Source organism: Actinoplanes sp. NPDC023714, assembly GCF_040639855.1.
Classification (GTDB): domain Bacteria; phylum Actinomycetota; class Actinomycetes; order Mycobacteriales; family Micromonosporaceae; genus Actinoplanes.
Genome location: NZ_JBFAAR010000017.1, coordinates 54,872 through 77,752, shown reverse-complemented (window position 1 = coordinate 77,752; position 22,881 = coordinate 54,872). Strand labels below are relative to the sequence as shown.

At 72.0% G+C, this 22,881-nt stretch carries 18 protein-coding genes; 9 read left to right on the top strand and 9 right to left on the bottom strand.

Translation table 11 applies throughout. The features are described 5' to 3' along the window. Window positions 1-160: 160 nt before the first annotated feature. Window positions 161-697, bottom strand: a complete 537-nt coding sequence (locus AB0G10_RS41905; protein WP_360935738.1) for a GNAT family protein — start codon at window positions 695-697, stop codon at window positions 161-163. A gap of 171 nt (window positions 698-868) precedes the next feature. Further along, complete coding sequence (locus AB0G10_RS41900; protein ID WP_360935735.1) at window positions 869-1,588, bottom strand: protein phosphatase 2C domain-containing protein; 720 nt, start codon at window positions 1,586-1,588, stop codon at window positions 869-871. Window positions 1,589-2,077: 489 nt separating this feature from the next. Here AB0G10_RS41900 and AB0G10_RS41895 point away from each other — a divergent pair, with 489 nt between their 5' ends. Next, the gene (locus AB0G10_RS41895) at window positions 2,078-4,468 is read left to right on the top strand and encodes a Tex family protein (RefSeq protein WP_360935732.1); all 2,391 of its coding nucleotides are present in this window, start codon (window positions 2,078-2,080) and stop codon (window positions 4,466-4,468) included. A 27-nt stretch (window positions 4,469-4,495) separates the two neighbouring features. On the opposite strand, the gene AB0G10_RS41890 is transcribed toward AB0G10_RS41895, so the two are convergent. Next, complete coding sequence (locus AB0G10_RS41890; RefSeq protein ID WP_360935729.1) at window positions 4,496-6,259, bottom strand: serine/threonine-protein kinase; 1,764 nt, start codon at window positions 6,257-6,259, stop codon at window positions 4,496-4,498. 184 nt (window positions 6,260-6,443) lie between these two features. Here AB0G10_RS41890 and AB0G10_RS41885 point away from each other — a divergent pair, with 184 nt between their 5' ends. Then, window positions 6,444-6,707, top strand: a complete 264-nt coding sequence (locus AB0G10_RS41885; RefSeq protein ID WP_360935726.1) for a PspC domain-containing protein — start codon at window positions 6,444-6,446, stop codon at window positions 6,705-6,707. Between the two features lie 72 nt (window positions 6,708-6,779). Further along, window positions 6,780-7,346: a DJ-1/PfpI family protein gene (locus AB0G10_RS41880; protein ID WP_360935723.1), complete on the top strand. Its 567-nt coding sequence runs from the start codon at window positions 6,780-6,782 to the stop codon at window positions 7,344-7,346. Here AB0G10_RS41880 and AB0G10_RS41875 read toward each other — a convergent pair. Genes AB0G10_RS41875 through AB0G10_RS41865 form a run of 3 tightly spaced genes read right to left on the bottom strand, consistent with a single transcriptional unit; the run spans window position 7,336 to window position 11,196 of the window. After that, a complete protein-coding gene (locus AB0G10_RS41875) occupies window positions 7,336-7,863 on the bottom strand; it encodes a redoxin domain-containing protein (protein WP_360935721.1) in 528 nt (175 codons plus the stop codon). The genes AB0G10_RS41880 and AB0G10_RS41875 overlap by 11 nt on opposite strands. A 25-nt stretch (window positions 7,864-7,888) precedes the next feature. Continuing rightward, complete coding sequence (locus tag AB0G10_RS41870) at window positions 7,889-9,364, bottom strand: NADH-ubiquinone oxidoreductase-F iron-sulfur binding region domain-containing protein (protein WP_360935718.1); 1,476 nt, start codon at window positions 9,362-9,364, stop codon at window positions 7,889-7,891. Beyond that, window positions 9,361-11,196, bottom strand: coding sequence for a translation initiation factor III (locus AB0G10_RS41865; protein ID WP_360935715.1), 1,836 nt, complete (start codon window positions 11,194-11,196; stop codon window positions 9,361-9,363). The genes AB0G10_RS41870 and AB0G10_RS41865 overlap by 4 nt, the downstream gene beginning before the upstream one ends. 462 nt (window positions 11,197-11,658) lie before the next feature. Here AB0G10_RS41865 and AB0G10_RS41860 point away from each other — a divergent pair, with 462 nt between their 5' ends. Both AB0G10_RS41860 and AB0G10_RS41855 read left to right on the top strand, forming a co-directional pair. Next, complete coding sequence (locus AB0G10_RS41860) at window positions 11,659-12,447, top strand: hypothetical protein (protein ID WP_360935712.1); 789 nt, start codon at window positions 11,659-11,661, stop codon at window positions 12,445-12,447. A 99-nt stretch (window positions 12,448-12,546) separates the two neighbouring features. Beyond that, complete coding sequence (locus tag AB0G10_RS41855) at window positions 12,547-13,155, top strand: DUF3455 domain-containing protein (RefSeq protein WP_360935709.1); 609 nt, start codon at window positions 12,547-12,549, stop codon at window positions 13,153-13,155. A gap of 122 nt (window positions 13,156-13,277) precedes the next feature. Here AB0G10_RS41855 and AB0G10_RS41850 read toward each other — a convergent pair whose 3' ends face one another. After that, window positions 13,278-15,068 (bottom strand): glycoside hydrolase family 6 protein, encoded by a 1,791-nt coding sequence (locus AB0G10_RS41850; protein ID WP_360935706.1) that lies wholly within the window; start codon window positions 15,066-15,068, stop codon window positions 13,278-13,280. A gap of 267 nt (window positions 15,069-15,335) precedes the next feature. On the opposite strand from AB0G10_RS41850, the gene AB0G10_RS41845 reads away from it, so the two are divergent. Next, on the top strand, window positions 15,336-16,880 hold the full coding sequence (locus tag AB0G10_RS41845; protein WP_360935703.1) for a diguanylate cyclase: 1,545 nt from the start codon (window positions 15,336-15,338) through the stop codon (window positions 16,878-16,880). A gap of 71 nt (window positions 16,881-16,951) precedes the next feature. Then, entirely contained in the window at window positions 16,952-17,146 is a 195-nt protein-coding gene (locus tag AB0G10_RS41840; protein WP_360935700.1) for a DUF397 domain-containing protein, read from the top strand. Here AB0G10_RS41840 and AB0G10_RS41835 read toward each other — a convergent pair. Further along, window positions 17,110-17,841 (bottom strand): DUF6082 family protein, encoded by a 732-nt coding sequence (locus AB0G10_RS41835; RefSeq protein ID WP_360935697.1) that lies wholly within the window; start codon window positions 17,839-17,841, stop codon window positions 17,110-17,112. The two genes, AB0G10_RS41840 and AB0G10_RS41835, sit on opposite strands and share 37 nt — an antisense overlap. Window positions 17,842-17,972: 131 nt before the next feature. Between AB0G10_RS41835 and AB0G10_RS41830 the strand changes: the two genes are divergently transcribed. Beyond that, on the top strand, window positions 17,973-18,731 hold the full coding sequence (locus AB0G10_RS41830) for a hypothetical protein (protein WP_360935694.1): 759 nt from the start codon (window positions 17,973-17,975) through the stop codon (window positions 18,729-18,731). On the opposite strand, the gene AB0G10_RS41825 is transcribed toward AB0G10_RS41830, so the two are convergent. After that, complete coding sequence (locus tag AB0G10_RS41825; RefSeq protein ID WP_360935691.1) at window positions 18,728-19,870, bottom strand: acyl-CoA dehydrogenase family protein; 1,143 nt, start codon at window positions 19,868-19,870, stop codon at window positions 18,728-18,730. The two genes, AB0G10_RS41830 and AB0G10_RS41825, sit on opposite strands and share 4 nt — an antisense overlap. 44 nt (window positions 19,871-19,914) lie before the next feature. On the opposite strand from AB0G10_RS41825, the gene AB0G10_RS41820 reads away from it, so the two are divergent. Continuing rightward, on the top strand, window positions 19,915-22,872 hold the full coding sequence (locus AB0G10_RS41820; RefSeq protein WP_360935688.1) for a glycine--tRNA ligase: 2,958 nt from the start codon (window positions 19,915-19,917) through the stop codon (window positions 22,870-22,872). Window positions 22,873-22,881 lie beyond the last annotated feature (9 nt).

Here is a 22,881-nt window from a genome sequence, read left to right as displayed (position 1 = left end):
AACACCCCCTACAACCCGGCCGAACACCGCGCCCTGCAAAACCTACTCAACCAAACCCAACCCGCCGGTTGACACAGGGCACTCACGCCGAGGGCGCGGCCCGGACTCGCTGCGCTCGCCGCGCCGCGCGACCTGCGTGAGCGGTTGCGCCCCTCTTCTGTCAGTCCCGGGACCACTCCGTCGACAGGAGTCCGAACAGCAGGTCGTCGGTCCACTCGCCCTTGATGAACGTCTGCTGACGCAGCAGCCCCTCCCGCCGGAAGCCGAGCCGCTCCATGAGCGCCGCCGACGCCGCGTTCCGGGCGTCGCACTCGCCGGTCACCTTGTGCAGTCCCTGACGCCCGAAGAGCCGGTCCAGGACGCCGCTGACGGCCTCGGAGCCGTAGCCCCTGCGCTGGTGCTCCCCCGCCACCGTGAAGCCGATCTCGGCCTGCCTGAGGTTGTCGTGCAGCCGCACGTAGACGTCGCCGACGAGCTCCCCGGTCGCCGCCAGCTCGACGGCGTACTGGAAGTGCCCGGCCACGTCCGGCGAACCCGCCGCGAAGTTCCGGACCGCGACCTCGGCCTTCTCGATCGGGAACGGCGCCTCCCACGACTGGTAGCGCGCCACCCCGGGGTCCGACCGGTACTCCGCGAGCCGCGCCGCGTCCGAGGCCCGGAAACGCCGCAGCACGAGCCGTTCCGTCGCGATGAGCACGGGGTGAGGATAGCGGCATGCCCACCGTGACCGATCGGGTGCGGGCCATCTGCCTGCGCCTCCCCGGCCCCGCCGGGCGGACAGGAGGAGCTGATCGCGGCCGGCCCGGACCGCTTCTTCCGCCCGCCCGGGTGAGACCGCCCGGGTGAGAGCGCCCGGGCGGCGCGGCGGTCAGGCCTCGACCACGTCGGCGACGATGACGGTCACGTTGTCGGGCGCGCCGTTGTCGAGGGTGCGCTGCACCAGCGTGCCCGCGCACTCCTTGCGGTCGGCCACCTCGCGCAGCGTCTGGGCGATCACCGCGTCCTCGACGTAGTCGGACAGGCCGTCGCTGCAGAGCAGGTAGCGGTCGCCGACCCGGGCCGGGATCATCCGGCCGGCCGGGCGGAACGGGCCGCCCTGCACGGCCTGGGTCACGAGGGCGCGCTGCGGGTGGCGGCGGGCGTCGTCCGGGGTGAGCACGCCCTGGTCGACGAGCGCCTGGACGTAGGTGTCGTCGCGGGTGAGCTGCTGGAAGTCGCCGTCGCGCAGCAGGTAGCAGCGGGAGTCGCCGACGTTGAGGGCGGCCAGCCGGTCGCCGGAGAGCAGCAGGGCGGTCACCGTCGTGCCCATGCCGTCGCGGGCGTCGTCGTCGGCCACGGCGGCCTCGATGCGCTGGTTCGCGGTCTGCAGCGCGGCGATCAGATCCTGCAGCGGCTCGCCGGTGTCCGGCGTGGTGTCGACGGTGCTGAGCGTCTGCACCAGGATGTCGCTCGCCAGCTCCCCGGCAGGGAGCCCGCCCATGCCGTCCGCCACCACGAACAGTCGATTTCCGACGAAGACGGCGTCTTCGTTGTTGGACCGGACCAGGCCCTGATCAGTGGCGGCGACCGCCCGGACAGCAAGCGTCATGTGACAAGAGTGCCAAAGCCCAATTCCGTTGTCTCTAGTACCTCCTACGTAGTGTGTGCCGACGGGAGCGGTGACACTTGTGGGTCGCCCTTCCGGGCACCCCGGTCCCCGGTGTCCCGGTGCGGTGCCGGCAGCGATGACAGCGCTGGTCACGGGCGGTCCGGACGCCCCGGAGGGCCGGTTCCGGCGCGGCCGGGGAGCACGCCGGCGCGGTCGCCGCCACCGGAGGCGCGGCCGGGGCGATCGTGACATTCGCGACATCGAGGGACTCCGGGGCATCGCGCCGGTCCGGCGACGGTCCGGACATCCCCCGCGAGCGGTACACGACGGACGCCGTACCCCGCAGATCTTGACCTTGGAATTCGCAGTATCACATCCGGGCGCTCCGGGAACCCGGACCCGGAGCGCATCGTCCGCGAGGTGATCGTCGGTGGCCCGCCGCGCGGGGCGGCGCGACAAGGCGCGGCGGCCTCGGTAACAATCGTCGGCGTGACGACAGCTATCCATCAGCGCATCGCCTCGGAACTCGGGGTACGGGAAGGTCAGGTCGCGGCGGCCGTCGAGCTGCTCGACGGCGGTGCCACGGTTCCGTTCATCGCCCGCTACCGCAAGGAGGTGACCGGCACCCTCGACGACGCCCAGCTGCGCACGCTCGAGGAGCGCCTGGGCTACCTGCGGGAGCTGGAGGACCGCCGGGCCGCGGTGCTGGAGTCGATCCGCTCCCAGGGCAAGCTCGACGACGCCCTGGAGCAGCAGATCCTCGAGGCCGACACGAAGGCCCGCCTGGAGGACATCTACCTGCCGTTCAAGCCGAAGCGCCGGACCAAGGCCCAGATCGCCCGCGAGGCCGGTCTGGAGCCGCTCGCCGAGGGTCTGCTGACCGATCCCACGGTCGACCCGAAGGCGGCCGCCGCGGCCTTCGTGGACGCCGAGAAGGGCGTCGCGGACGCGCAGGCGGCGCTGGACGGCGCCCGGGCCATCCTGATCGAGCGGTTCGCCGAGGACGCCGACCTGATCGGTGACCTCCGCGAGCAGATGTGGAAGCGCGGCCGGCTGGTCGCCAAGGTCCGCACCGGCAAGGAGACCGACGGCGCGAAGTTCTCCGACTACTTCGACTTCGCCGAGCCGTACGCGAAGCTGCCCTCGCACCGGATCCTCGCGATGCTGCGCGGCGAGAAGGAGGACGTCCTCGAGCTCACCATGGAGCCGCACCCGGAGGAGGACGAGGGCTACTTCGAGGGCCGGATCGCCGGGCGCAACGGCATCGGCGACCAGGGCCGGCCGGGCGACCGCTGGCTGGTCGACACGGTGCGCTGGGCGTGGCGGACCCGGATCCTCATCCATCTCGGCGCCGACCTGCGGGTCCGGCTGCGCGAGGCGGCCGAGGACGAGGCCGTCCGGGTCTTCGCGGCGAACCTGCGCGACCTGCTGCTGGCCGCCCCGGCCGGCACCCGCGCCACGATGGGCCTCGACCCGGGCTTCCGCACCGGCGTGAAGGTGGCCGTCGTGGACGCGACCGGCAAGGTCGTCGCGACCGACACGATCTACCCGCACGTCCCGCAGAACAAGTGGGACGAGTCGATCCACCGGCTGGCCGCGCTGGCGAGCAGGTACGACGTCGAGCTGATCGCGATCGGCAACGGCACCGCCTCCCGGGAGACCGACCGGCTCGCCACCGAGCTGATCAAGCGGCACCCGGACGCGAAGCTGACCAAGGTGGTCGTCTCCGAGGCGGGCGCGTCGGTCTACTCGGCGTCCGCGTACGCCTCGCAGGAGCTGCCCGGCCTGGACGTGTCGCTGCGCGGCGCCGTCTCGATCGCCCGCCGCCTCCAGGACCCGCTCGCCGAGCTCGTGAAGATCGACCCGAAGTCGATCGGCGTCGGGCAGTACCAGCACGACATCTCCGAGGTGAAGCTGGCCCGCTCGCTGGACGCCGTGGTCGAGGACTGCGTGAACGGCGTCGGCGTGGACATCAACACCGCCTCGGCGCCGCTGCTCACCCGGGTCTCCGGCATCACCGCGGGGCTGGCCGAGAACATCGTGATGTACCGCGACTCGAACGGCCGCTTCAAGAACCGCAACGAGATCAAGAAGGTGGCCCGGCTCGGCCCGAAGGCGTTCGAGCAGTGCGCCGGCTTCCTCCGGATCCGGGACGGCGAGGACCCGCTCGACTCGTCCAGCGTGCACCCCGAGTCGTACGCCCTGGTCCGCACGATCGCGGCGGACGCCGGCTCGGACGTGCGCACGATGATCGGCAACAGCCCGCTGCTCAAGGGCATCCGGCCGGACAAGTTCGTCACCGACACGGTCGGCCTGCCGACCATCACGGACATCCTCAAGGAGCTGGAGAAGCCGGGCCGGGACCCGCGCCCGGCGTTCACGACGGCCACCTTCGCCGAGGGCGTCGAGAAGATCGCCGACCTTACGCCCGGCATGATCCTGGAGGGTCAGGTCACCAACGTGGCGGCGTTCGGCGCGTTCGTCGACATCGGCGTGCACCAGGACGGCCTCGTGCACGTCTCGGCGCTCTCCGACAAGTTCGTGCAGGACCCCCGCGAGGTGGTCAAGTCCGGCGACGTCGTGAAGGTCCGGGTGCTCGAGGTCGACCCGGTCCGCAAGCGGATCTCGCTCTCCATGCGCCTGCAGGACGAGCCGAACCGGGGCCGGGGCCCGCGCCCGGACCGGGGCGGCCAGGAGCGTGGCGGGCAGGAGCGCGGCGGCCAGAACCGGCAGGGCCAGCGGACCGGTCAGCCGCGTCAGCAGGGCGGCCAGCCGCGCCAGCAGGGCGGTCAGCGCGGCCGTCAGGGCGGCGGGGCCCCGGCTCCGGTCAACAGCGCCATGGCGGACGCCCTGCGCCGGGCCGGCCTGACCCGGGACTGACGTTCCACGACGAGGATCTGGGCCGCTCTAGCCGGCGGCCCAGATCTTCACGTCGGTGAACGCCACCTCGTAGGGACCCTTCCGCGGCGCGTCCCGCTCGGTGAAGATCCCGAGCACCAGCTGACCGCCGGTGATCTGCTCGTCGGTCAGCGTCGCCGTCCCGAGCGGCGTCCCGTCCCGCAGCACCTCGAACGCCTCCCCGGTGTAGGAGAGCGAGATCGTGGTCGGCGCGGCGCCCAGCTCGATCGGCGCCCTGGAGATCGGGAACGTCTTCAGCACCGTCACCCTGCCGGCCCGGTGCACTCCGAGGTAGAGGTTCCGCTCGCAGACCCGCAGCTGGTAGCCCACGTTCGCCTCGAAGCGGAACCAGATCGCCGCGCAGCTGTCCTTCGTGACCAGCCGGACCCCGACCTCGGCGCGCAGGTCGGCCGGCATCGCGTCGAGCGGGCCGCTGCAGCGGTACGTGCCCTCCAGGTCCCGGTGCACCACGAGCGCGTCGTCGAACCGGCAGCTCGCCGTCTCCTCCGGCATCTCGGTGGCGCGCCAGAACAGCGGGCTGCGCAGCCCGTCGTCGATCAGCGCCTGACCCGCCGGACCGTCGCCGCCGGCCTCGTTCCCGTCCGGCGCGCGCAGCGACAGCGCGAGCATGACCGCGCCGGCCACCACCGCGGCGATCAGGACGGCGATCCCGGCCGGCAGCGCCCAGCGGCGGCCGCCCCGCGGCGGCTCGGCCGGGCCGGCCGGCGTGCCCGCCGTGGTCGGCGCCTCGGTGATCGGCACCGTGATGATCGAGTTCTCGTCGTACCCGACCAGGCCGGGCGGGATCGACAGGGACAGCGACGGCGACTCCGGCGACGGCGTCACCCCGGTCACCGCCTGTGCCTCGACCGCCGCGGCCTTCAGGTCCGGCTGATCGGCGAAGGCCGCCGCGGTGGCGGCCGGCCGCTCGCCGGAGGAGACCAGCAGATCGAGCAGCTCCCGCGCGCTCGGCCGGTTCGCCGGGTCCTTCTCCAGCGCGTGCGCCACAAGATCCCGTAGGGGTCCGCCGAGACCGTCGAGGCGCGGCGGCTGGGTGAGGATCCGGGCCGCCGTGGCGGGCGGCGAGTCGGCCCAGAACGGGGTGCGCCCGGTGCCCGCGAACGCCACGACGCTCCCCCAGGCGAACACGTCGGCGGCCGGCGTGATCGGGATCTCCACCTCGGTGCCGAACCGCTCCGGCGCCATGTACGCCACCGTGCCGACCATCTGGTCGGTGCGGGTGTTCGCGCTGGTCGCCTCCATGGCCCGGGCGATCCCGAAGTCGATCACCTTGGGGCTGCCCGGCGCGAGCAGCACGTTGCGCGGCTTGAGGTCGCGGTGGATCACCCCGGCGCCGTGGATGGCGGTCAGCGCGGTGGCCACCCCGATCGCCACGCCGTGCAGGTTGGCGCTGGTGAGCGGGCCACGCTCCTCCACCACCTCGGCCAGGGTGGGTCCGTCGACGTACTCCACGACGAGGTAGGGATGCTCGTGGTCGGGGTCGGCGTCGAGCACCTCGGCCGTGCAGAACGGCGGCACCTGCCGGGCCCGGTTCACCTCGCTCCGGAACCGGCGGCGGAACTCGTCGTCGTGCGCCAGGTCGGCGCGCACCATCTTCACCGCGACCAGCACGCCGGCCGCGGTGCGGGCCAGGTAGACGGTGCCCATCCCGCCCTCGCCGAGGCGGCCCACCAGCTCGTATTCGCCGAGGCTCTTCGGATCACGTGGACGCAGCGGCGCGGCCCGCTCCCCCGGCACAGTTCTATCGACCATCGTTACGCCCCCCGACCGCCGCCACGGTCCTCTTCTCTCGCCGGCTGCACTGTATCGGGCGGGGTCTCCCGTACGCGTCCCGGAGGGCTTTCTCAGGGTCGGATCCGGGCGTCGCCGGATGGTTCCGCGAGGCCGCCGGCCGCACTCTTGATGTATCACCCACTACGGGAAAGAGAGACCCACCATGAACGCCGTGCACGACTCGCTCGCCCGCCAGGGCCTGGTCCGCCCGCAGGACGGCCGGATGATCGCCGGTGTCTGCGCAGGCCTGGCCCGCCGGTTCGGGCTCGACCCGTGGATCGCGCGGCTGCTCTTCGTGCTGATCCTCTTCGTGATCCCGGGCAGCCAGATCCTGATCTACCCGGTCCTCTGGATCGTGATGCCCGCCGAGAAGCGCGACTGGACCACCACCGACCAGAACCAGACCTGGAGCGACGCCGTCCGCTAGACGAGCTTCACCGATCTCGGCCGCGGGGCAGCAGAATGGCGACAGGACCCACGACGACGTGTGGAGGCGACGATGGCCACGATTCTGCTCCTGACCGGCGACGCGGCGGAGGACCTGGAGGTGATGTACCCCTACCAGCGTCTGCTGGAGGAGGGGTACGCGGTGGACATCGCCGCGCCGTCCGCCAAGAAGCTCCAGTTCGTCGTGCACGACTTCGTGGACGGCTTCGACACGTACACCGAGAAGCCGGGGCACAGCTGGCCGGCCGACACCGCGTTCGCGGACGTCGACCCGGCCGGCTACGCCGCGCTGGTGATCCCCGGCGGGCGGGCGCCCGAATACATCCGCAACGACGAGCACTGCCGGCGGATCGTGCGGCACTTCTTCGAGGCGGACAAGCCGGTGGCGGCCCTGTGTCACGGCCCGCTCGTGCTGGCGGCCTCCGGTGTGCTCGCCGGGCGCACCGTCGCCGCGTACCCGGCCTGCGCCCCTGACGTGCGCGCCGCCGGCGCCGCCTTCGCGGACAGCGAGGCGCAGGTGGACGGGCTGCTGGTGACCGCGCGGGCCTGGCCGGACCACCCGGCGTGGATGCGCGAGTTCCTCACCGTGCTGCGGGCGAAGGCCCCGGTCACGCGGTGAACTCGCGGACCTTCTCGGTCAGCTGGAGGTCGTCGAGGTAACCGCGGTGGCTGATGGTGCCGTCCGCGTCGACGAAGACGTACCAGCTCTGCTGGGCGATGCCGAACCGCTGCCAGATCCGGCCGGCCGGGTCGCTGATGTGCGGCACCGCCCCGACCTGCATCTCGGCCACGAACTCCTTCATGGCGTCGACGGTGCCGAGACCGCCGACGCCGAGGATGCCCAGCCGGTCGCCGTACTCGTCGTGGAGGTCGGCGACCGACTGGGCCTCGCTCGCGCAGGTGGCGCACCACGGCGCCCAGAACCAGAGCAGCGCGGGCTTGCCGGCGAGGGCGGCCGCGTCGAACTCGGCGCCGTCCAGCGTGGTCCCGGTGAAGGCGAGCGCCTGCGGCACGGTCCCGGTGGTGCCGATCGCCGCCGGTTCGCCGGCCGGGGGCGACGCGGCGTCGGCGGTGGAGCAGCCGCCTGCCGCGGCCAGAGCCACGAGCATGGTCAGGACCAGTCCGGGTACGCGCACAGCCGGCTCTCCGTTTCGTCTGCTTCTACTTCGCCGGCGTCGGCTCGGTCAGCCGCAGCGCGAGCGCCGGGCAGACGTTCACGGCCTTCCGGGCGCCGTCCTCCAGCCACGGCGGCAGCGGCGTCTGCGGGAACGCCGGGAAGCCGTTGTGGTCCAGCCGGATGATCTCCGGGGCGACCGCCGAGCAGAGCCCGTGGCCGTCGCAGCGCGACCAGTCCAGGGCCAGCTTCCGCGCGCCCTTCTCGGCCGTGTACGGCAGCGGCAGGATGCCCCGCACCTGCTTGCCGCAGCCCTCGCCGTTGGTGTGCGCCCGGACGTCCTCGGCGAACACCTCCAGCGCGGACAGGGCGAACCGGGACGTGCCGTCCGGGTGGCTGCACGCGCCCCGGCCCTTCACCAGGCCGGCCGCCTGCCGCACGTTCTCCACCGCGTTGCCGCCGAGCGACACCAGGGTGACGGCGCGGGCCAGGTCGGGCAGGCCGATCCGGCACGGGCCGCACTGGCCGGCCGACTCGCCGGCCAGGTACTGCACGACCTGGGCGACCTCGCCGAGCGGGCAGGTCTTGGAGCCGATCGGGATCAGCATCCCGGCGCCGAGCGTGCCGCCGACCTTCGCGAACCCCTTGCGGGAGATCGTGATGGTCTTCGCCGCCTCGGCGCTCACCCACTTGCCGTGGTAGCCGCCGACCAGCAGGCCGGGGCCGATGTCGGCGCCGCACATGGTGAGCACGTCCATGAGCGGGGTGCCGCTCGGCGCCTCCACCACGGCCGGCGAGGTGGCCGAGCCGCCGACGGTGAGCATGACCGTGCCCGGCTCCTCGGGGATGCCGACCGAGTTGTACTCCCACGGCCCGATCCGGGCCGCGATCGCCAGCTGCGAGTAGGTCTCCGCGTTGGAGAGCAGGGTGGGCAGGCCCATCACGCCGTTGTCGCTGGACCGGACCTTGCGGCCGGGCGGGATGTGCGCCTCGCCGTTGATGCCGCGGACCAGCGCGCCGCCCTCACCGGAGATGAACCGGTGCGGCACCGTGACGATCCGGGTCGGGCAGGGCATCTTGCGCTCGGCCAGCGCCGCGGTGATCGAGCTGAGGCCGACGCCGTCGTCGGCCACGCCGATCACGATCTCCTCGGCGTCCAGGGCGGCCGCGGCCAGGGCCGCGCCGTCCAGGATGAGGTGCGGGCCGCGGGTGAGGACGGCCTTGTCCTTCCAGGACGGCGGCTCGCCCTCGGTCGCGTTCACCACGATCACCGGCGGGAGCTCCTGCCGGCGGCACGAGTCGATCACCGCGCGGACCTTGCGGGCGAACGGGAATCCCGCGCCGCCCCGGCCGCGCAGCTCGATGCGGTCGGCGAGACCGACCAGCTCGCCCGAGGAGAGCGCGGCGAACCCGCCGTGCACCTCCTGGTGGGCGACGAGGTCGAGGCGGCCGTACTCGTCGAAGCCCGCGGTGATGCGTGGCGTTCCGATCGCCGTGACCGGTGGAACCTGTGCGGTACTCAATTCGCTTCCCTGACGTCGCCCCGGAGCTGGGAGAAGTAGTCATCGTCGTCGTCGCGCCCGCGACGGCCGCCCCGGCTCTCCCGTTCCAGCGGCTCGGCGCGGCGGGCCCGGTCCACCGGCTCGGCGCGGCGTCCCCGGCGCGGGGCCGCCTCGACCAGGGTGGGCGAGTCGTCCGGCTCGCCGCCCCACTGGCCGTCGGCCAGGTCGACGAACTGGCTGCGGCTGCTGTGCCGGCCGTCGTCGCGGGCCCGGCGGCGGGGCGGCTCCTCGTCGGCGTACCGGGGGCCGCGCGGCTCCTCCTCGTAGCGGGCGGCCCGCTGGCGGGGCACCTCGTCGTAGTCGTCGTCGCGGCGGCGGCGCGGGCTGTCGTCGTACTCGGGCTCCCGGCGGCGGCCGCGGGCGGGCGGCTCGTCGTCGGCGTAGCGACGCATCCGCGTCCCGGTGGACTCCAGGTCGTCCCGGCGCATGCGGGTGCCGGTGGCCTCGATCTCGTCACGGCGCATCCGCGTCCCGGTGGCCTCGAGATCGTCCCGCCGCATCCGCGTCCCGGTCGCCTCGATCTCGTCCCGGCGCATCCGCGTCCCGGTCGCCTCGAGATCGTCACGACGCATCCGCGTGCCCGTCGCCTCGAGATCGTCCCGACGCATCCGCGTGCCCGTCGCCTCGAGATCGTCGCGGCGGCCGCGCGGAGCGGGCTCGTCGTCGTCGAAGCGGCGTCCGCGGCGCGGGCCTTCGTCGTACATCTCCTGGGCGCGACCACCCCGGGAGCGCGGGGCGGGCTCGTCGTCGTACCGGTAGCGCTCGTCCTCGATCGCGCGCCGGGACATGGCGCGGGTCGACGTGTCGTAGCGGTCGTCGTCCTCGGCGGAGCGGCGCTGCCGCGGCGCCGGGGCCTCCAGCTCGGCCGGGTATCCGGCCGGGGCGAAGTCGGCCGGCGCGAAGTCGGCCGGCGCGTAGCCGGCCGGAGCCGGGCTGACCGGTACCGGACCGGACGGCGCGGCCTGCATGGGCGCCGGGCTGACCGGGCGGGACATCGGCGGGGCGGGCGGCGCCGGGGGCACCGGCGGAGCAGCCGGGACCCAGGCGGCCGTGGTGGCGGCCGGTCCGGCCGGCGCCATCAGGTCGCCGGTCGGCTCGCCGCGGCGGCCACGCCGCTTCGGCGCCGCGCCGGTGGGCACGAGCTGGCCGACCGGCTTGATGCCGGTGCCGGCCGCCGACGAGAAGTCCTTCTTCCGGTTCAGGCTGACCGAGAGCCGGACGGCGAGGCCGACCAGCACGCCGAGGACGCACACGACGTAGCTCACGGTGACCCAGGTGGCCGCCGGGCGGCCGGCCGAGAGACCGTGCGTCAGCGCGATCGGCCACATCAGGTACGAGATCGAGTGGATTCCGCGCCACATCCAGGGCTTGCCGCGGCCGATGAACTTCGACCGGGCGATGCCGGTCCACATGACCAGCACCATGATCCAGCCGGAGATGGTGCCGAGGCCGACGTAGAGGCCGTTCCCGGGCAGCAGGAACGGGATCGCGATGTCGATGAGCCGGATGTGCTCCTCCGCGTACTTCGTCCAGACGTGCACGAAGAGGGCGGTCACCGCGATCAGGCCGGTGGTCCGGTGGGTGGACTGGAGCAGGACCCGCTGGCGGATGCTGAGCACCAGCCGGTCGGTCGCCACCAGGCCGACCATGATCGTGATCGAGAGCGACACCAGGCTGATGACGCCCATGTAGAACTCGGCGTAGATGAAGAAGTAGTAGTAGCCGACGCGGCCGGGCCTGGTCATCATGGCGACGGCCCAGAGTGCGGCCAGGACGCTCACGACGAGCAGCACGATCGCGGTTCTCGAGGCCGGACGCGTGCCGGTGGATCCGACATCGACCGCAACCCGGGGGGCGGCGGCTCGCTGGGTGTTCTTCGACCGGGCCATTGACTCCTCGTTTTCCTTGCAGTGCGGTCACGTCCCGTGGGCGGTGGGACGCCGGTGTCCGTGGGGGACACCCCGCGCTCAAGCTCTGCTGGACCCGCTCCGTAGCACCGCTTTCCCCTGCCGTGCTCCGGTCCGCGTCCTCCCCGGATTACGCAGCCGGCCCGGGTTCGGATGAACACCGCCGGAATTTTTTGCGTAGCGGCGTGACTACCGCCCGCACACGGCTGCTGAACAGGCGAAACAACGAGAAGGTTGCTCTCCTAAGAAAGATTTAAAGTCTTCCGTACGAGTGACGCGGGCCACCCGGTGAACCATTCCGCCCGCGGCGGCGAACTAAGTAGTGCAGCCGTGGAATGGGGGAGCTCCATGCGTCACTTCGTCGCCGCGCTCGGTGCGGTGCTGGCCGGCGCGGTCCTGGGCACCGCCGCCGGGTCGCCGGCCCGCGCCGACGAGCCGGGCTTCAGCGTACGCGTGACAGCGCCCGGCGACTTCGTCACCGGGGAGGCCGCGCAGACCGTCACGGCCGTCGTGACCTCGGAGAACCGGCGCTGCCGCAAGGTCCGCTGGGCCCTGCTCGTGCGCTCCGGCCCCGCCGGCGACGGGCTGAGTGGCGACCAGCTGAGGGTGGTCCGGGTCGAGGAGGACGGCGAGTTCGGCACGAGCACCAGCGCCGAGGGCGGCACCACGACGATCCTCGACGACCGGCTGGACCCGGGCACGCTGTGCCGGGGCCGGACCGTGACCGGCCGCTGGCAGGTCGCCTTCACCGGGCCGGACGCCGGCCGGGTGCGGTTCGAGGCGCGGGCCTTCGACGCGCAGGGCACGCTGCTCACCACCGCGGGCGCGACCACCCGGGTGGAGAGCGACACCCCGCCGTCCCCGTCCCCGTCGCCGTCGCCCACCCGGGAGGAGCAGGCGCCCGCCGAGGCCGAGGCCGAGGACGAGACGCCCGCGGCGCAGCCGGCCCGGGAGTCCGGCGACCCGCAGGCGGCCCTCGTCGCCGAGGACTCCTTCCTGCTGGGGCCCGGCCTCATCGTCGGCGGCGTCTTCGTCTTCCTCGGCGTCCTCCTGCTGCTGCGGATCCGCGCCCGCTCGCGCGCCGCCCGCCTCGAGGCGCAGACACTACCGACCGGTTTCTACCGTATGCCCCGGTAAGCATGGCTCCTGCGGGTGATTTCCCGACTGTACGACCCGCTACCGGCGAACCCGCCGTTAGCGTGGGCGTCTGCTGTCACCGTCCCTTGGGGAGGAACCGTGATCAGGCGTCCCGTAAAGGTCTTCGGCGCGTTCGGCGCCCTCGCTCTCGCCGCCGTCGCGGTCCCGGCCGGCGTCTCGTTCGCCGGCACCGAGAACGCGCCCGCCGCGGCGTCCCGCCCGGCCACCACCCAGGCGGACAGCCTCCTCGGCGGCGAGCCCCGGGTCCCGGCCGAGCTGAACCCGCCGGCCGGCAACGTCGTCCACGCCGTGCTCAAGGCCAAGGGCGTCCAGGTCTACGGCTGCACGGCCGGCGCCTGGACGCTGATCGAGCCGGCCGCCTCGCTCACCGGCGTGACGCTGCGCCCGGCCCGGAAGGTGACGGCGCTGCACTACCGCGGCCCGAGCTGGCAGTCCGACCAGGACGGCTCACTGGTCGAGGGCGACGGCGCGTCCGCGGTCCGGGCGCCGTCGGCCCATCCGGACAGCATCCCGCAGCTGCGCATCACCGCGAAGAGCACCCGCGGCGACGGCGTCTTCGGCGAGGTCACCTACATCCAGCGCCTCGACACGGTCGGCGGGGTGGCCCCGGCCGGCGCCTGCTCCGGCAGCGCGACGAAGGCCGTGCCGTACCGGGCGGTCTACCGCTTCTTCGTCGCGAAGAGCTGATTCCCCTCGTACCCGAAGGTCTTGATCTTTTGATGGTGGTGATCCGACCCGGAAGAGGAGCAACCGGCCGGCGCCCGAGATGACGCCGACCGGTTGCGGATGGGGAACGTGGATCAGGTGGATCAGAGAGCCGGGTAGGCGTTCGCCATCAGCTCGGCGAACTGGGCCGGGAACCAGGCGCCCGAGATCGGGGCACCGGCCAGCGAGCCGGTCATGCTGTTGCCGTTCCGGGCGTTACCGGTGTAGGTCGGGTCGCACATCCGGTCGAAGCCCTTGCCCTCGTCGTTCGGGATGAGGGTGCTGGAGCCGTCCGACTCACCCGGCGGCTTGACCCAGACGTAGGCGTCGATACCGGAGGCCGGAGCCGCGGTGGGACGCTCGCCGAGGCCGGCACCGGCCTGGTTGCACCAGTTGCCGGCGTGGATCCGGCGGTCGATGCGGGACTGGTTGACGTAGGTGTTCACGTCGGTCGAGGTGCTCGCCGCGGTGGGCCGCTGCGAGCCGCCCCAGCCGTTGCGGGACGTGTCGATCAGCATGCCGAGGCCGGAGTCGAAGCCGATCGAGACCAGCTTGTTCCGGAAGGCCTGGGCGAAGGTCAGCTCATCGGTGTACTGGTTCCAGTCGACCCACTTGGACTGGCGGACGTTCTGGCCACCGACCGTGGTGGTCGGCTGCACGAACGGCTCACGCAGCGCCGAGTAGTTCGCGGTGTTGGTGATGAAGCCGTGGACGTTCTTCACGTTGCCGGACGCCTGGGCGGCCTGCAGCATGATGTCGGCGGTCGGGCCGAAGTTGGAGTCCCAGCCGATCCAGCCGTGGTGCGCCGCGTCCACGTAGTTGTAGGCGTTGCTGAGCGCGCCCAGCTTCTGCAGGGCGTACCCGATGCCCTGGACGTAGCCGCCGTTCGCCTTCATCGTGTCGCACATCGCGGTGCCACCGGCCTGGCCGGAGGTGTTGGTCACCAGGTTCGGCAGCGAGTCGATCTCGACGATGTTGATGATGCGCAGGTTCTTGTACTTCGCGTCGCCCTGGATCGCGGCGATCGGGTCGATGTACTCGGACTTGTAGCGCGGCAGCTCGTTCGGGCCGAGCTCACCGTTCGAGGCGAGCGCGGCGCAGTCCCGGCCGGGCAGGTTGTAGATGACGAACTGGATGTAGCCGGCGCCCTGCGCGAGAGCCGCGTCCAGGTGGTCACGGACGCCCATGGCGCCGTTCGAGCTGCTGTCCTCGGTGCCCTCGATGGCGGCGATCCGGTCGATCCAGACGGCCGTCGGGTTGTTGGAGACCCGGCTGCCGCCGGCCACCGACTCGGCCTTCGCCTTCCACTCCGGGTTGACGTAGCCCTTCGCCCCGACGTACGGGTTGTCGACCTTGACGCCCGGCTGCGGCGGAGGCGTGGAGGTCGACGGCGAGGTCGAGGGGGAGCTCGACGGGCTGCTGGAGGGCGAGCTCGACGGGCTGCTCGACGGCGAGCCGGACGGGCTGGTCGGCACGTTGCCGGTGCAGACCGTTCCGTTCAGGGAGAACGAGGCGGGCGTGGTGTTCGTACCCGAGTAGTTGGCGTTGAAGCCGAAGTTGGCGGTGCCGTTCGTCGGCAGCGAGGCCGCCCACGACGGGTTGGTGGCCGTCACGTTCTGGCCGGACTGGGAGATCGTCGCGCTCCAGCCCTGGGTGACGGTCTGGTTGCCGGCGTAGGCCCACTTCAGGTTCCAGCCGCCGCTGATCGGGTCGCCCAGGTTGGTGACGGTGACGTTGGCGGTGAACCCGGAGTTCCACTGGTTCACCGAATAGTCGACGCGACAACCGGCCGCGGCACTGGCGCTGCCTGCCACGGCGACAGCACCGGCGCCGGCCACGATGCTCACGGCAGCGGCCGCCGTGAGAGCCCGGGCACGGGTGGGGATGGGTCTCATGAGGACTCCTCGAGACGGGGGCGGCGCGGGACCGCGCCAGGGAACGGCGGCCAACACATCGGTGGGGATCGTTGGCCGATGGGGACAGCATGGCATGGGAGCGCTCCCAGCGCAATGATCCGGAAACAGTGCGGCAACGGGCGGTTCACCGCCCTCCAGCACCCTTTCCGGACGGCCGATCGGGGCGCACCGGGTCGCACCCGAGTTGCGACCCCGCGGACCCCGCCTGCGGCTCAACCCGGCCGGAAGGGTGCCGACCCTAGGGCCATGACCGTGGGCAGCGCAGTGCACACCGCCGGACTCCCGACCGCGGAGCGTTCCGGCGTCGAGGCCGTTCTCGGTGTCCCGGGCCCGGCGGATCGGCAGGGCCTCCTGCTGGCCGAGTTCGTCGCGTTCATGACCAAGGACACCCCCTCGGTCCAGCACGTGCTCGACCTGGCCGGGCCGCACCTGCGGGAGATCGCCGGGCTGACCGCCGCGACCGTGTTCGAGCTCGACTCGGAGACCGGCATGATGACGGCGACCGCCCAGCTCGGCGAGCCCGGCCGGCGGGACCAGATGGTGGCCGGCAAGGTCTTCCGCACCCCGGCCGGCGGCAAGCCGGTGGTCAGCGGCGAGCAGATGGCCATCCGCCTGCGCATCGGCGGCCAGACCGTCGGCGTCCTGCTGCTCACCGGCACCGCCCTCGACGATCTGCGCCCGGAGATCATCTCGACGATGGCGCTGCACTTCGCCACGACGCTGCAGGGCCTCGCCGCCGAGAAGCAGCGGCAGTTCGTGGCGCACACCAGCGCCACCATCCGCGACCTGTTCGAGCAGGGCATGACCGCCGCCGACGTGGAGACCGCCGCGGAGGTGCTGACCCGCTCCTGCGCGACCGCGTTCCGCACCGAGCACGCCGGCATGCACCTGATCGACGGCGAGGGCCGGATCCGGTACGTGCACGGCGTCGGCTTCACCGGCGACGTGAACCGGGGCCTCGCCGAGCACCTGCTCGGCAAGAAGGCCTCCGACTCGCCGGTCTGGCGCGCCACCGCCGAATCGGGCGAGCCGCAGCTGGTCGCGGACGCGTCGGCGAGCAGGGTCCGGGCCGGCGGCTTCGTGCAGACGCTCGGCGCCAAGTCGTTCATCGCGATCCCGCTGATGTCCGCGACCGGCCCGGTCGGCATGATCATCTGCGGCGACACCACCCGCGCCCGCGAGTGGACCTCCCGCGACCGGATCCTGGCACAGCAGCTCGCCGTCGAGGGCGCGCTGATCATCGACAGCGCCCGGATGCGGCAGGCCTCCCAGGTGCACGTCGACGAGCTGACCCACCAGGCCTTCCACGACTCGCTGACCGGCCTGCCCAACCGCAAGCACCTGCTGGACCGCGCCGAGCAGGCCGTCGAGATCGGCTACGCGACCGGCACCCGCGTCTCCCTGCTGCTGCTCGACCTGAACGGCTTCAAGCAGGTCAACGACACGGTCGGGCACCACGCCGGCGACGTGCTCCTCCAGCTCGTCGCGAAGCGCCTGCAGAGCACCGTGCGCCGCCCCGACCTGGTGGCCCGCCTCGGCGGCGACGAGTTCGCGGTCCTGCTCACCGCCGACCCCGACGAGGCCGCCTCGGTGCGGGCCGGCGACCGGATCTGCGAGCTCCTCCGCGAGCCGTTCGACATCGAGGGCCAGGAGGTACGCATCGGCGCCAGCATCGGCGTCGCGATCTGCCCCCAGCACGCCATCGAGTTCGGCGCCCTGATGCGCTCCGCCGACGCCGCCATGTACGAGGCCAAGCGCAACGGCGGCGGCGTCCGGGTGGCCGACCTCTGACGAGTGACGACAGGACGTCACCACCCGTGTGAGTTATAGGAGTGGTATAAAGCCGCGGATAGGCTCTCCCCATGGACGCAGCCTGGCGAAAAAGCACCTATTCCGTGGCCAACAGCGCCTGTGTCGAGATCGCTCTCTCCGCGGACGGTGACCGGGTCATGATGCGGGATTCCAAGGATCCCGGCGGCGCGGTCCTCACCTACGGAACGGATAGCTGGCGGTCCTTCATTCAAGATCTGCGTGAGGGACGGGTCCGCCGGCCGTAGACGTACCCGGCGGCCATCGCGGCGATTCCCGCGGTGGCGAGCACGGCCGGCCTCGCGGAGTGCCGCCGTGGGCGGGGCACGGGGTCTCCGCCGCCGGCATCAGGCCTCCGCCGCGCCTCCCGTTCGGCCTTCCTCATCTCGTCGCTGACCGTGGCGATGAACCGGCGCCTCCGGGGACGGGCACGCGTTCCGATCCAGGCGTCCGCGACCCGGCCCCACCATCGCCGGGTGACGTCGGACTGGAACATCCGGAACGTCATGTTCCTCAACTCGTCGTCCTCGATCTCACCCAATTCCCACAACCGCAGCCAATACATCATGGTGAGATTCGCATAGATCTCCTGCCGGGAATGCGGACCACGGGCGGCTTCGCGATCGAGCACCTCGATGAGCTCCGGATTGTTGATCGCCAGGGTGAGCAATTCCATGTGGTGCTGACCGTCGATGTCCGCGATCTGCTGACGGATCTGGCGCTGCTGGAAGAGCAGGGATGCCACCACGCCGCTCAGCGCCATCGCCGACAGCAGGGCCGAGATGCCGCCGAAGGCCTCGCCCACCTCGGCGAGGCGTGGCCAGGGCAGGCCGGTGCCGGCCAGGGCGACCATCAGCATCGGCGCGCCGGCGGCCAGTGCCAGGGTCAGGACCAGCGCGGCTGATGAGATCGCGCCGGCTCGGGCGAGTCCACTACGGGCCACGGCGAACCCCCTCCGCATCGACGGTGATGAGTGCAGGGTGCGGCGTGGCAGCAACACTCCCCCGACGAGAAACCGACAAACGCGGACAATCTGGTAGGTTCTTTCAGCTGGCGTTTACCGGAAGGACCAGAATGTTCGGGACCTCACTGATCGCGGCTGCCGCCGTGCTCGCCGCCGGGATGCCGGGCGCCCCGCAGGCGCCCGCCGCCCGGGGGCCGCTGACGGAGATGACGTTCGCGGTGGCGCCGGACTCGGTGCGGGCGGGGTCGCGGATCACGCTGGGCGGGGTGGCCGGCGCCGGGCGGCGCGGGAACGCCGGGGCGGTCGATCTGTTCTTCCGGAAGACCGAGGACGATCCCTATGCGCGGATCGGGCGGCTCGCCGCGAACGACGCGGGGCGGTTCGGCACGACGCTGACGGCGAGCGCGTCCGGGGACTACCTGGCCGTGTACCGCGGCAACAGGCAGCGCGGCATCGCCTCCGCCAGTGACTACGTCTCCGTCTACACCACCCGTACGGTGAAGCGGTTGATCTATAGCTGGAGCGCCACCAACCAGCAGTGTCACCCGGTGTGCCGGACGCAGAGCCCGGACGTCACGCTCGGTACCGGGCCGGTGCACGTCAGCTTCCAGCGCGACTGCGGGCCGACCCGGTCGGGCGGCAGCCTCGGCTTCACCAAGGACCCGTGGAACAAGCACGCGCCGGGCGATCCGGGCTGGCGGGACTTCCCGGACGGCGCCGGGCCGGTGGAGTTCGACCTGGCGCCGACCGCGCCGGCCGGGCACTTCTATCTGACATGGTCGAGCGTGCAGCGTGAGCGCGGTCAGGCCACGCTCTGCAACCTCAGCTACCGCGCCACGCAGGACACCACGCAGATCACCTACGTCTAGACGAAAGCTCCGAAACCCGTGACAGCCCGCCCGACGATCAGCGAGTTGATCTCGCGGGTGCCCTCGTAGGAGTAGAGCGCCTCGGCGTCCGCGACGAACCGGCCGATGTCGTAGTCGAGCACGATCCCGTTGCCGGCGAGCAGCTCCCGCGCCCAGCCGACGACCTCCCGCATCCGGGTCGTGCAGTAGGCCTTCGCGAGCGCCGAATGCTCGTCCTTGTAGACGCCTTCATCCTGCAGCTGGGCGAGCCGCACGCACATGCCGAGGGACGCCGTCACGTTGCCGACCATGCGCACCAGCAGGTCCTGCACCAGCTGGAACTTCGCGATCGGCCGGCCGAACTGCTCGCGCTCCTTGGCATATTCAAGAGCGATTTCGTACGCCGCCAGCATCACGCCGACGGCCTGCCACGCGACGCCGGCCCTCGTCTGGCGGAGGACCTTCGCGGTGTCCTTGAACGAGTTCGCCCGCTGCAGCCGGTCAGCCTCATCCACCCGTACATTCGAAAGGGTTATATCGGCGTTCTGCACGATCCGCAGCGCGATCTTGTTCTCGATCTTGGTGGCGGTGAACCCGGGCGCGTCCCCCGGCACGACGAAGCCCTTCACCTGGTCGTCGGCCTCGTCGCGGGCCCACACCACCACCAGGTCGGCGAAGGTGGCGTTGCCGATCCAGCGCTTGGCGCCGTTCAGGATCCAGGTGTCACCGTCCCGGCGCGCGGTCGTCCGCAGGCCGGCCGCCACGTCCGATCCACCGCCCGGCTCGGTCAGCGCGAACGCCCCGATCTGGTCGAACGCGGTCATCGCCGGCAGCCAGCGCTCCTGCTGCTCGGGCGAGCCGCAGGTCTGGATGCTGCCCATCGCGAGGCCCGCGTGCACGCCGTAGAACGTCGCCATCGACGCGTCGGCATGACCCATCTCCAGGGCCAGCCAGCCGTTGAGCAGCGACGAGTGTTCCGCCCCGGCCAGGCCCAGCCCGGCGAAGCGCTTGATCAGCTGGGTCGGGAACTCGGCCCGCGACCAGTATTCGTTCGCGATCGGCGTCACCTCGGAGGCGAGGAAGTCGCGGACGCGCCGCACGATCGCGGACTCGTCGTCGGTCAGCAGTCCCTGAAAGGCGTAAAGATCTCCGGCAAGCATGTTCGGTTCGTACCCCCGTGAAGCCGCACCTAGACTCGGATCCCATGCTCACCATGCAGGACGCGCTGGCCCGGTTGACCGCGTATTGGACAGATCAGGGCGCCCTGGTCGTCCAGCCGATGAACACCGAGGTCGGGGCCGGCACGCTGAACCCGGCGACGTTCCTGCGCGTCCTCGGCCCGGAGCCGTGGAAGGTCGTCTACGTCGAGCCCTCGGTCCGCCCGGACGACTCCCGGTACGGCGAGAACCCGAACCGCCTGCAGACGCACACCCAGCTCCAGGTGATCCTCAAGCCCGACCCCGGCAACCCGCAGGAGCTCTACCTCGGCAGCCTGCGGGCCCTCGGCATCGACGTGGCCGCGCACGACGTGCGGTTCGTCGAGGACAACTGGGCCTCCCCCGCGCTCGGCGCCTGGGGTCTCGGCTGGGAGGTCTGGCTGGACGGCCTGGAGATCACCCAGTTCACCTACTTCCAGCAGGCCGGCGGGCTGAACCTCGACCCGGTCAGCGTCGAGATCACCTACGGCGTCGAGCGCATCATCATGGCGCTCCAGGAGAAGACGCACTTCAAGGAGATCGAGTACGCGAAGGGCGTCAGCTACGGCGAGGTGTTCGGGCAGTCCGAGTACGAGATGTCCCGCTACTACCTCGACGACGCCGACGTCGAGGCGAACCGGCGGCTGCTCGACCTCTACGCCGGCGAGGCGCAGCGGATGATCGACGCCGGCCTGCCGGTCCCGGCGCACACGTTCGTGCTGAAGTGCTCGCAGGCGTTCAACGTGCTGGACGCGCGCGGCGCCGTCTCCACCGCCGACCGGGCCGCCGAGTTCGGCCGGATGCGCCGCCTCGCCGGCGAGGTCGCGAAGCTCTGGGTGGAGCGCCGCACCGAGCTCGGCCTGCCCCTCGGCGAGTCCCCGGTGATCGAGAGCGCACGGCCGCCCGCCACGGCGCAGACCGGCGACGAGCCGCGCGCCCTGGTCTTCGAGATCGGCACCGAGGAGCTTCCGCCGGCCGAGCTGCGGTCCGCCCGCGCGCAGGTGTTGCGGCTGGTCACCGAGGGTCTCGCGGGCACCCGGCTGGCACACGGCGAGATCCGCGTCTACGGGACGCCCCGCCGGCTCATCGCCGTCGTCCAGGGCGTGGGGGCGCGCGAGGACGATCACGTGCGCTTGGTGAAAGGACCGAAGACCCGGGCCGCGTACGGGGCGGACGGCGCTCCCACGCGAGCGCTCGAAGGCTTCGTCAGGTCACAGGGCGTGCCGATCTCCGCGGTGACCGTCGCCGAGCTTTCCGGCGTACCCCATGTCGTGCTGGAGAAGCACGAAGCCGGACGCGCCGCACCCGCCGTGCTCGCCACCGTGCTCGCGCAGGTCGTGACCGGGCTGCGGGCCGCCAAGAACATGCGCTGGAACGACCCGAAGCTCGCCTTCAGCCGCCCGATCCGCTGGCTCACCGCCCTCTGGGGCGACGACGTGGTGCCGGTGGCGGTGTCCGGGCTGGCGGCCGGCCGCGAGACGCGCCTGCTGCGCACCGCCGCCGAACCGGTGATCGCCGTCGAGTCGGCCGAGACGTTCCTGGAGACCCTCGGGGTGAACGGGATCGTCGCCGACCACGAGGACCGCCGGGAGCTGATCGTCATCGGCGCGCAGGACCTGGTCTACCCGGACGGCCGGATCGACGTGAAGGGCGAAGCCGCGCTCATCGACCAGATCACCGACCTGGTGGAGCAGCCGTTGCCGCTGCTCGGGACGTTCGACGAGACCTACCTCGACCTGCCCGCCGCGGTGCTCACCACGGTGATGCGCAAGCACCAGCGCTACCTGCCGGTCCGCGACGTGGAGAGCGGCGGCCTGCTGCCGATGTTCGTGACCGTCGCGAACGGTCCGGTCGACGTGGAGCTGGTGCGGGCCGGCAACGAGGCGGTGCTGCGCGCCCGGTACGAGGACGCCGCGTTCTTCTACCGCGCCGACCGCGCCACCCCGCTCGCCGATCTGCGGTCGCGGCTGTCGCGACTCACGTTCACCGACCGGCTCGGCTCGATGGCGGACCGGGCGTCCCGGATCGCCGCTCTCGCGTCGTCGCTGGCCGCTGCCCTGGGGATCTCGTCGTCCGTTCTGGAGCGGGCCGCCGCCCTCGTCAAGTTCGACCTCGGATCGCAGCTCGTCACCGAGATGACCCGCCTGGCCGGGGTGATGGCGCGGGACTACGCGCTGCACGCCGGGGAGGACCGGGCGGTCGCCCAGGCCGTGTACGAGGCCGAGCTCCCCCGGAACACCGGGGACGAGCTGCCCCGGACCGTCGCGGGCGCTCTGCTCTCGGTCGCCGACCGCCTCGACGTGATCGCCGGGCTGGCCGCCACGGTCGGGCTGCCCACCGGCAGCAGCGACCCGTTCGCGGTGCGGCGGGCCGTCCTCGGCCTGCTGGCGGTGCACCGGGCCACGCCCGCCCTGGCGTCGCTCGACCTCCGCGAAGGCCTCGCCGCCGCCGCTGCCGGGCAGCCGGTCCCGGTCTCCGCCGCGGTTCTCGACGCCTGCTCCGATTTCCTCGCGAAGCGGCTCGAGCAGGTGCTGGTCGAGGAGGGCAAACCCGTCGACCGGGTACGTGCCGTGATCGCCCACCACGCCCGGCCGTCCCATGTCGACGTGCTGCTCGGGCAGCTGGCGGCGCTCGACGAGGATCCGGGCTTCCTGGCCGTCGCGGCGGCCGTGCAGCGGGCCCGGCGGATCGTTCCGGAGGGGACGCCGGCCTCCTACGACCCCTCGGTTCTGAAGGAGCCGGCAGAGCTGGCGTTGCACGAGTCGGTCGGCGTAGTTGGCGACTTTTCCGACATTTCCGGATTTGTCGAGTCGACCCGCGGGCTGGTCGGGCCGTTGAACACGTTCTTCGACGAGGTGTTCGTGATGGCCGACGATCCGGCGGTGCGGGCCGCCCGGCTCGGGCTGCTGGCGCGGGTGCGGGATCTCGGTGAGGGTCTGCTGGACTGGTCGCAGCTGAGGCTCTGAGCCTCTGCT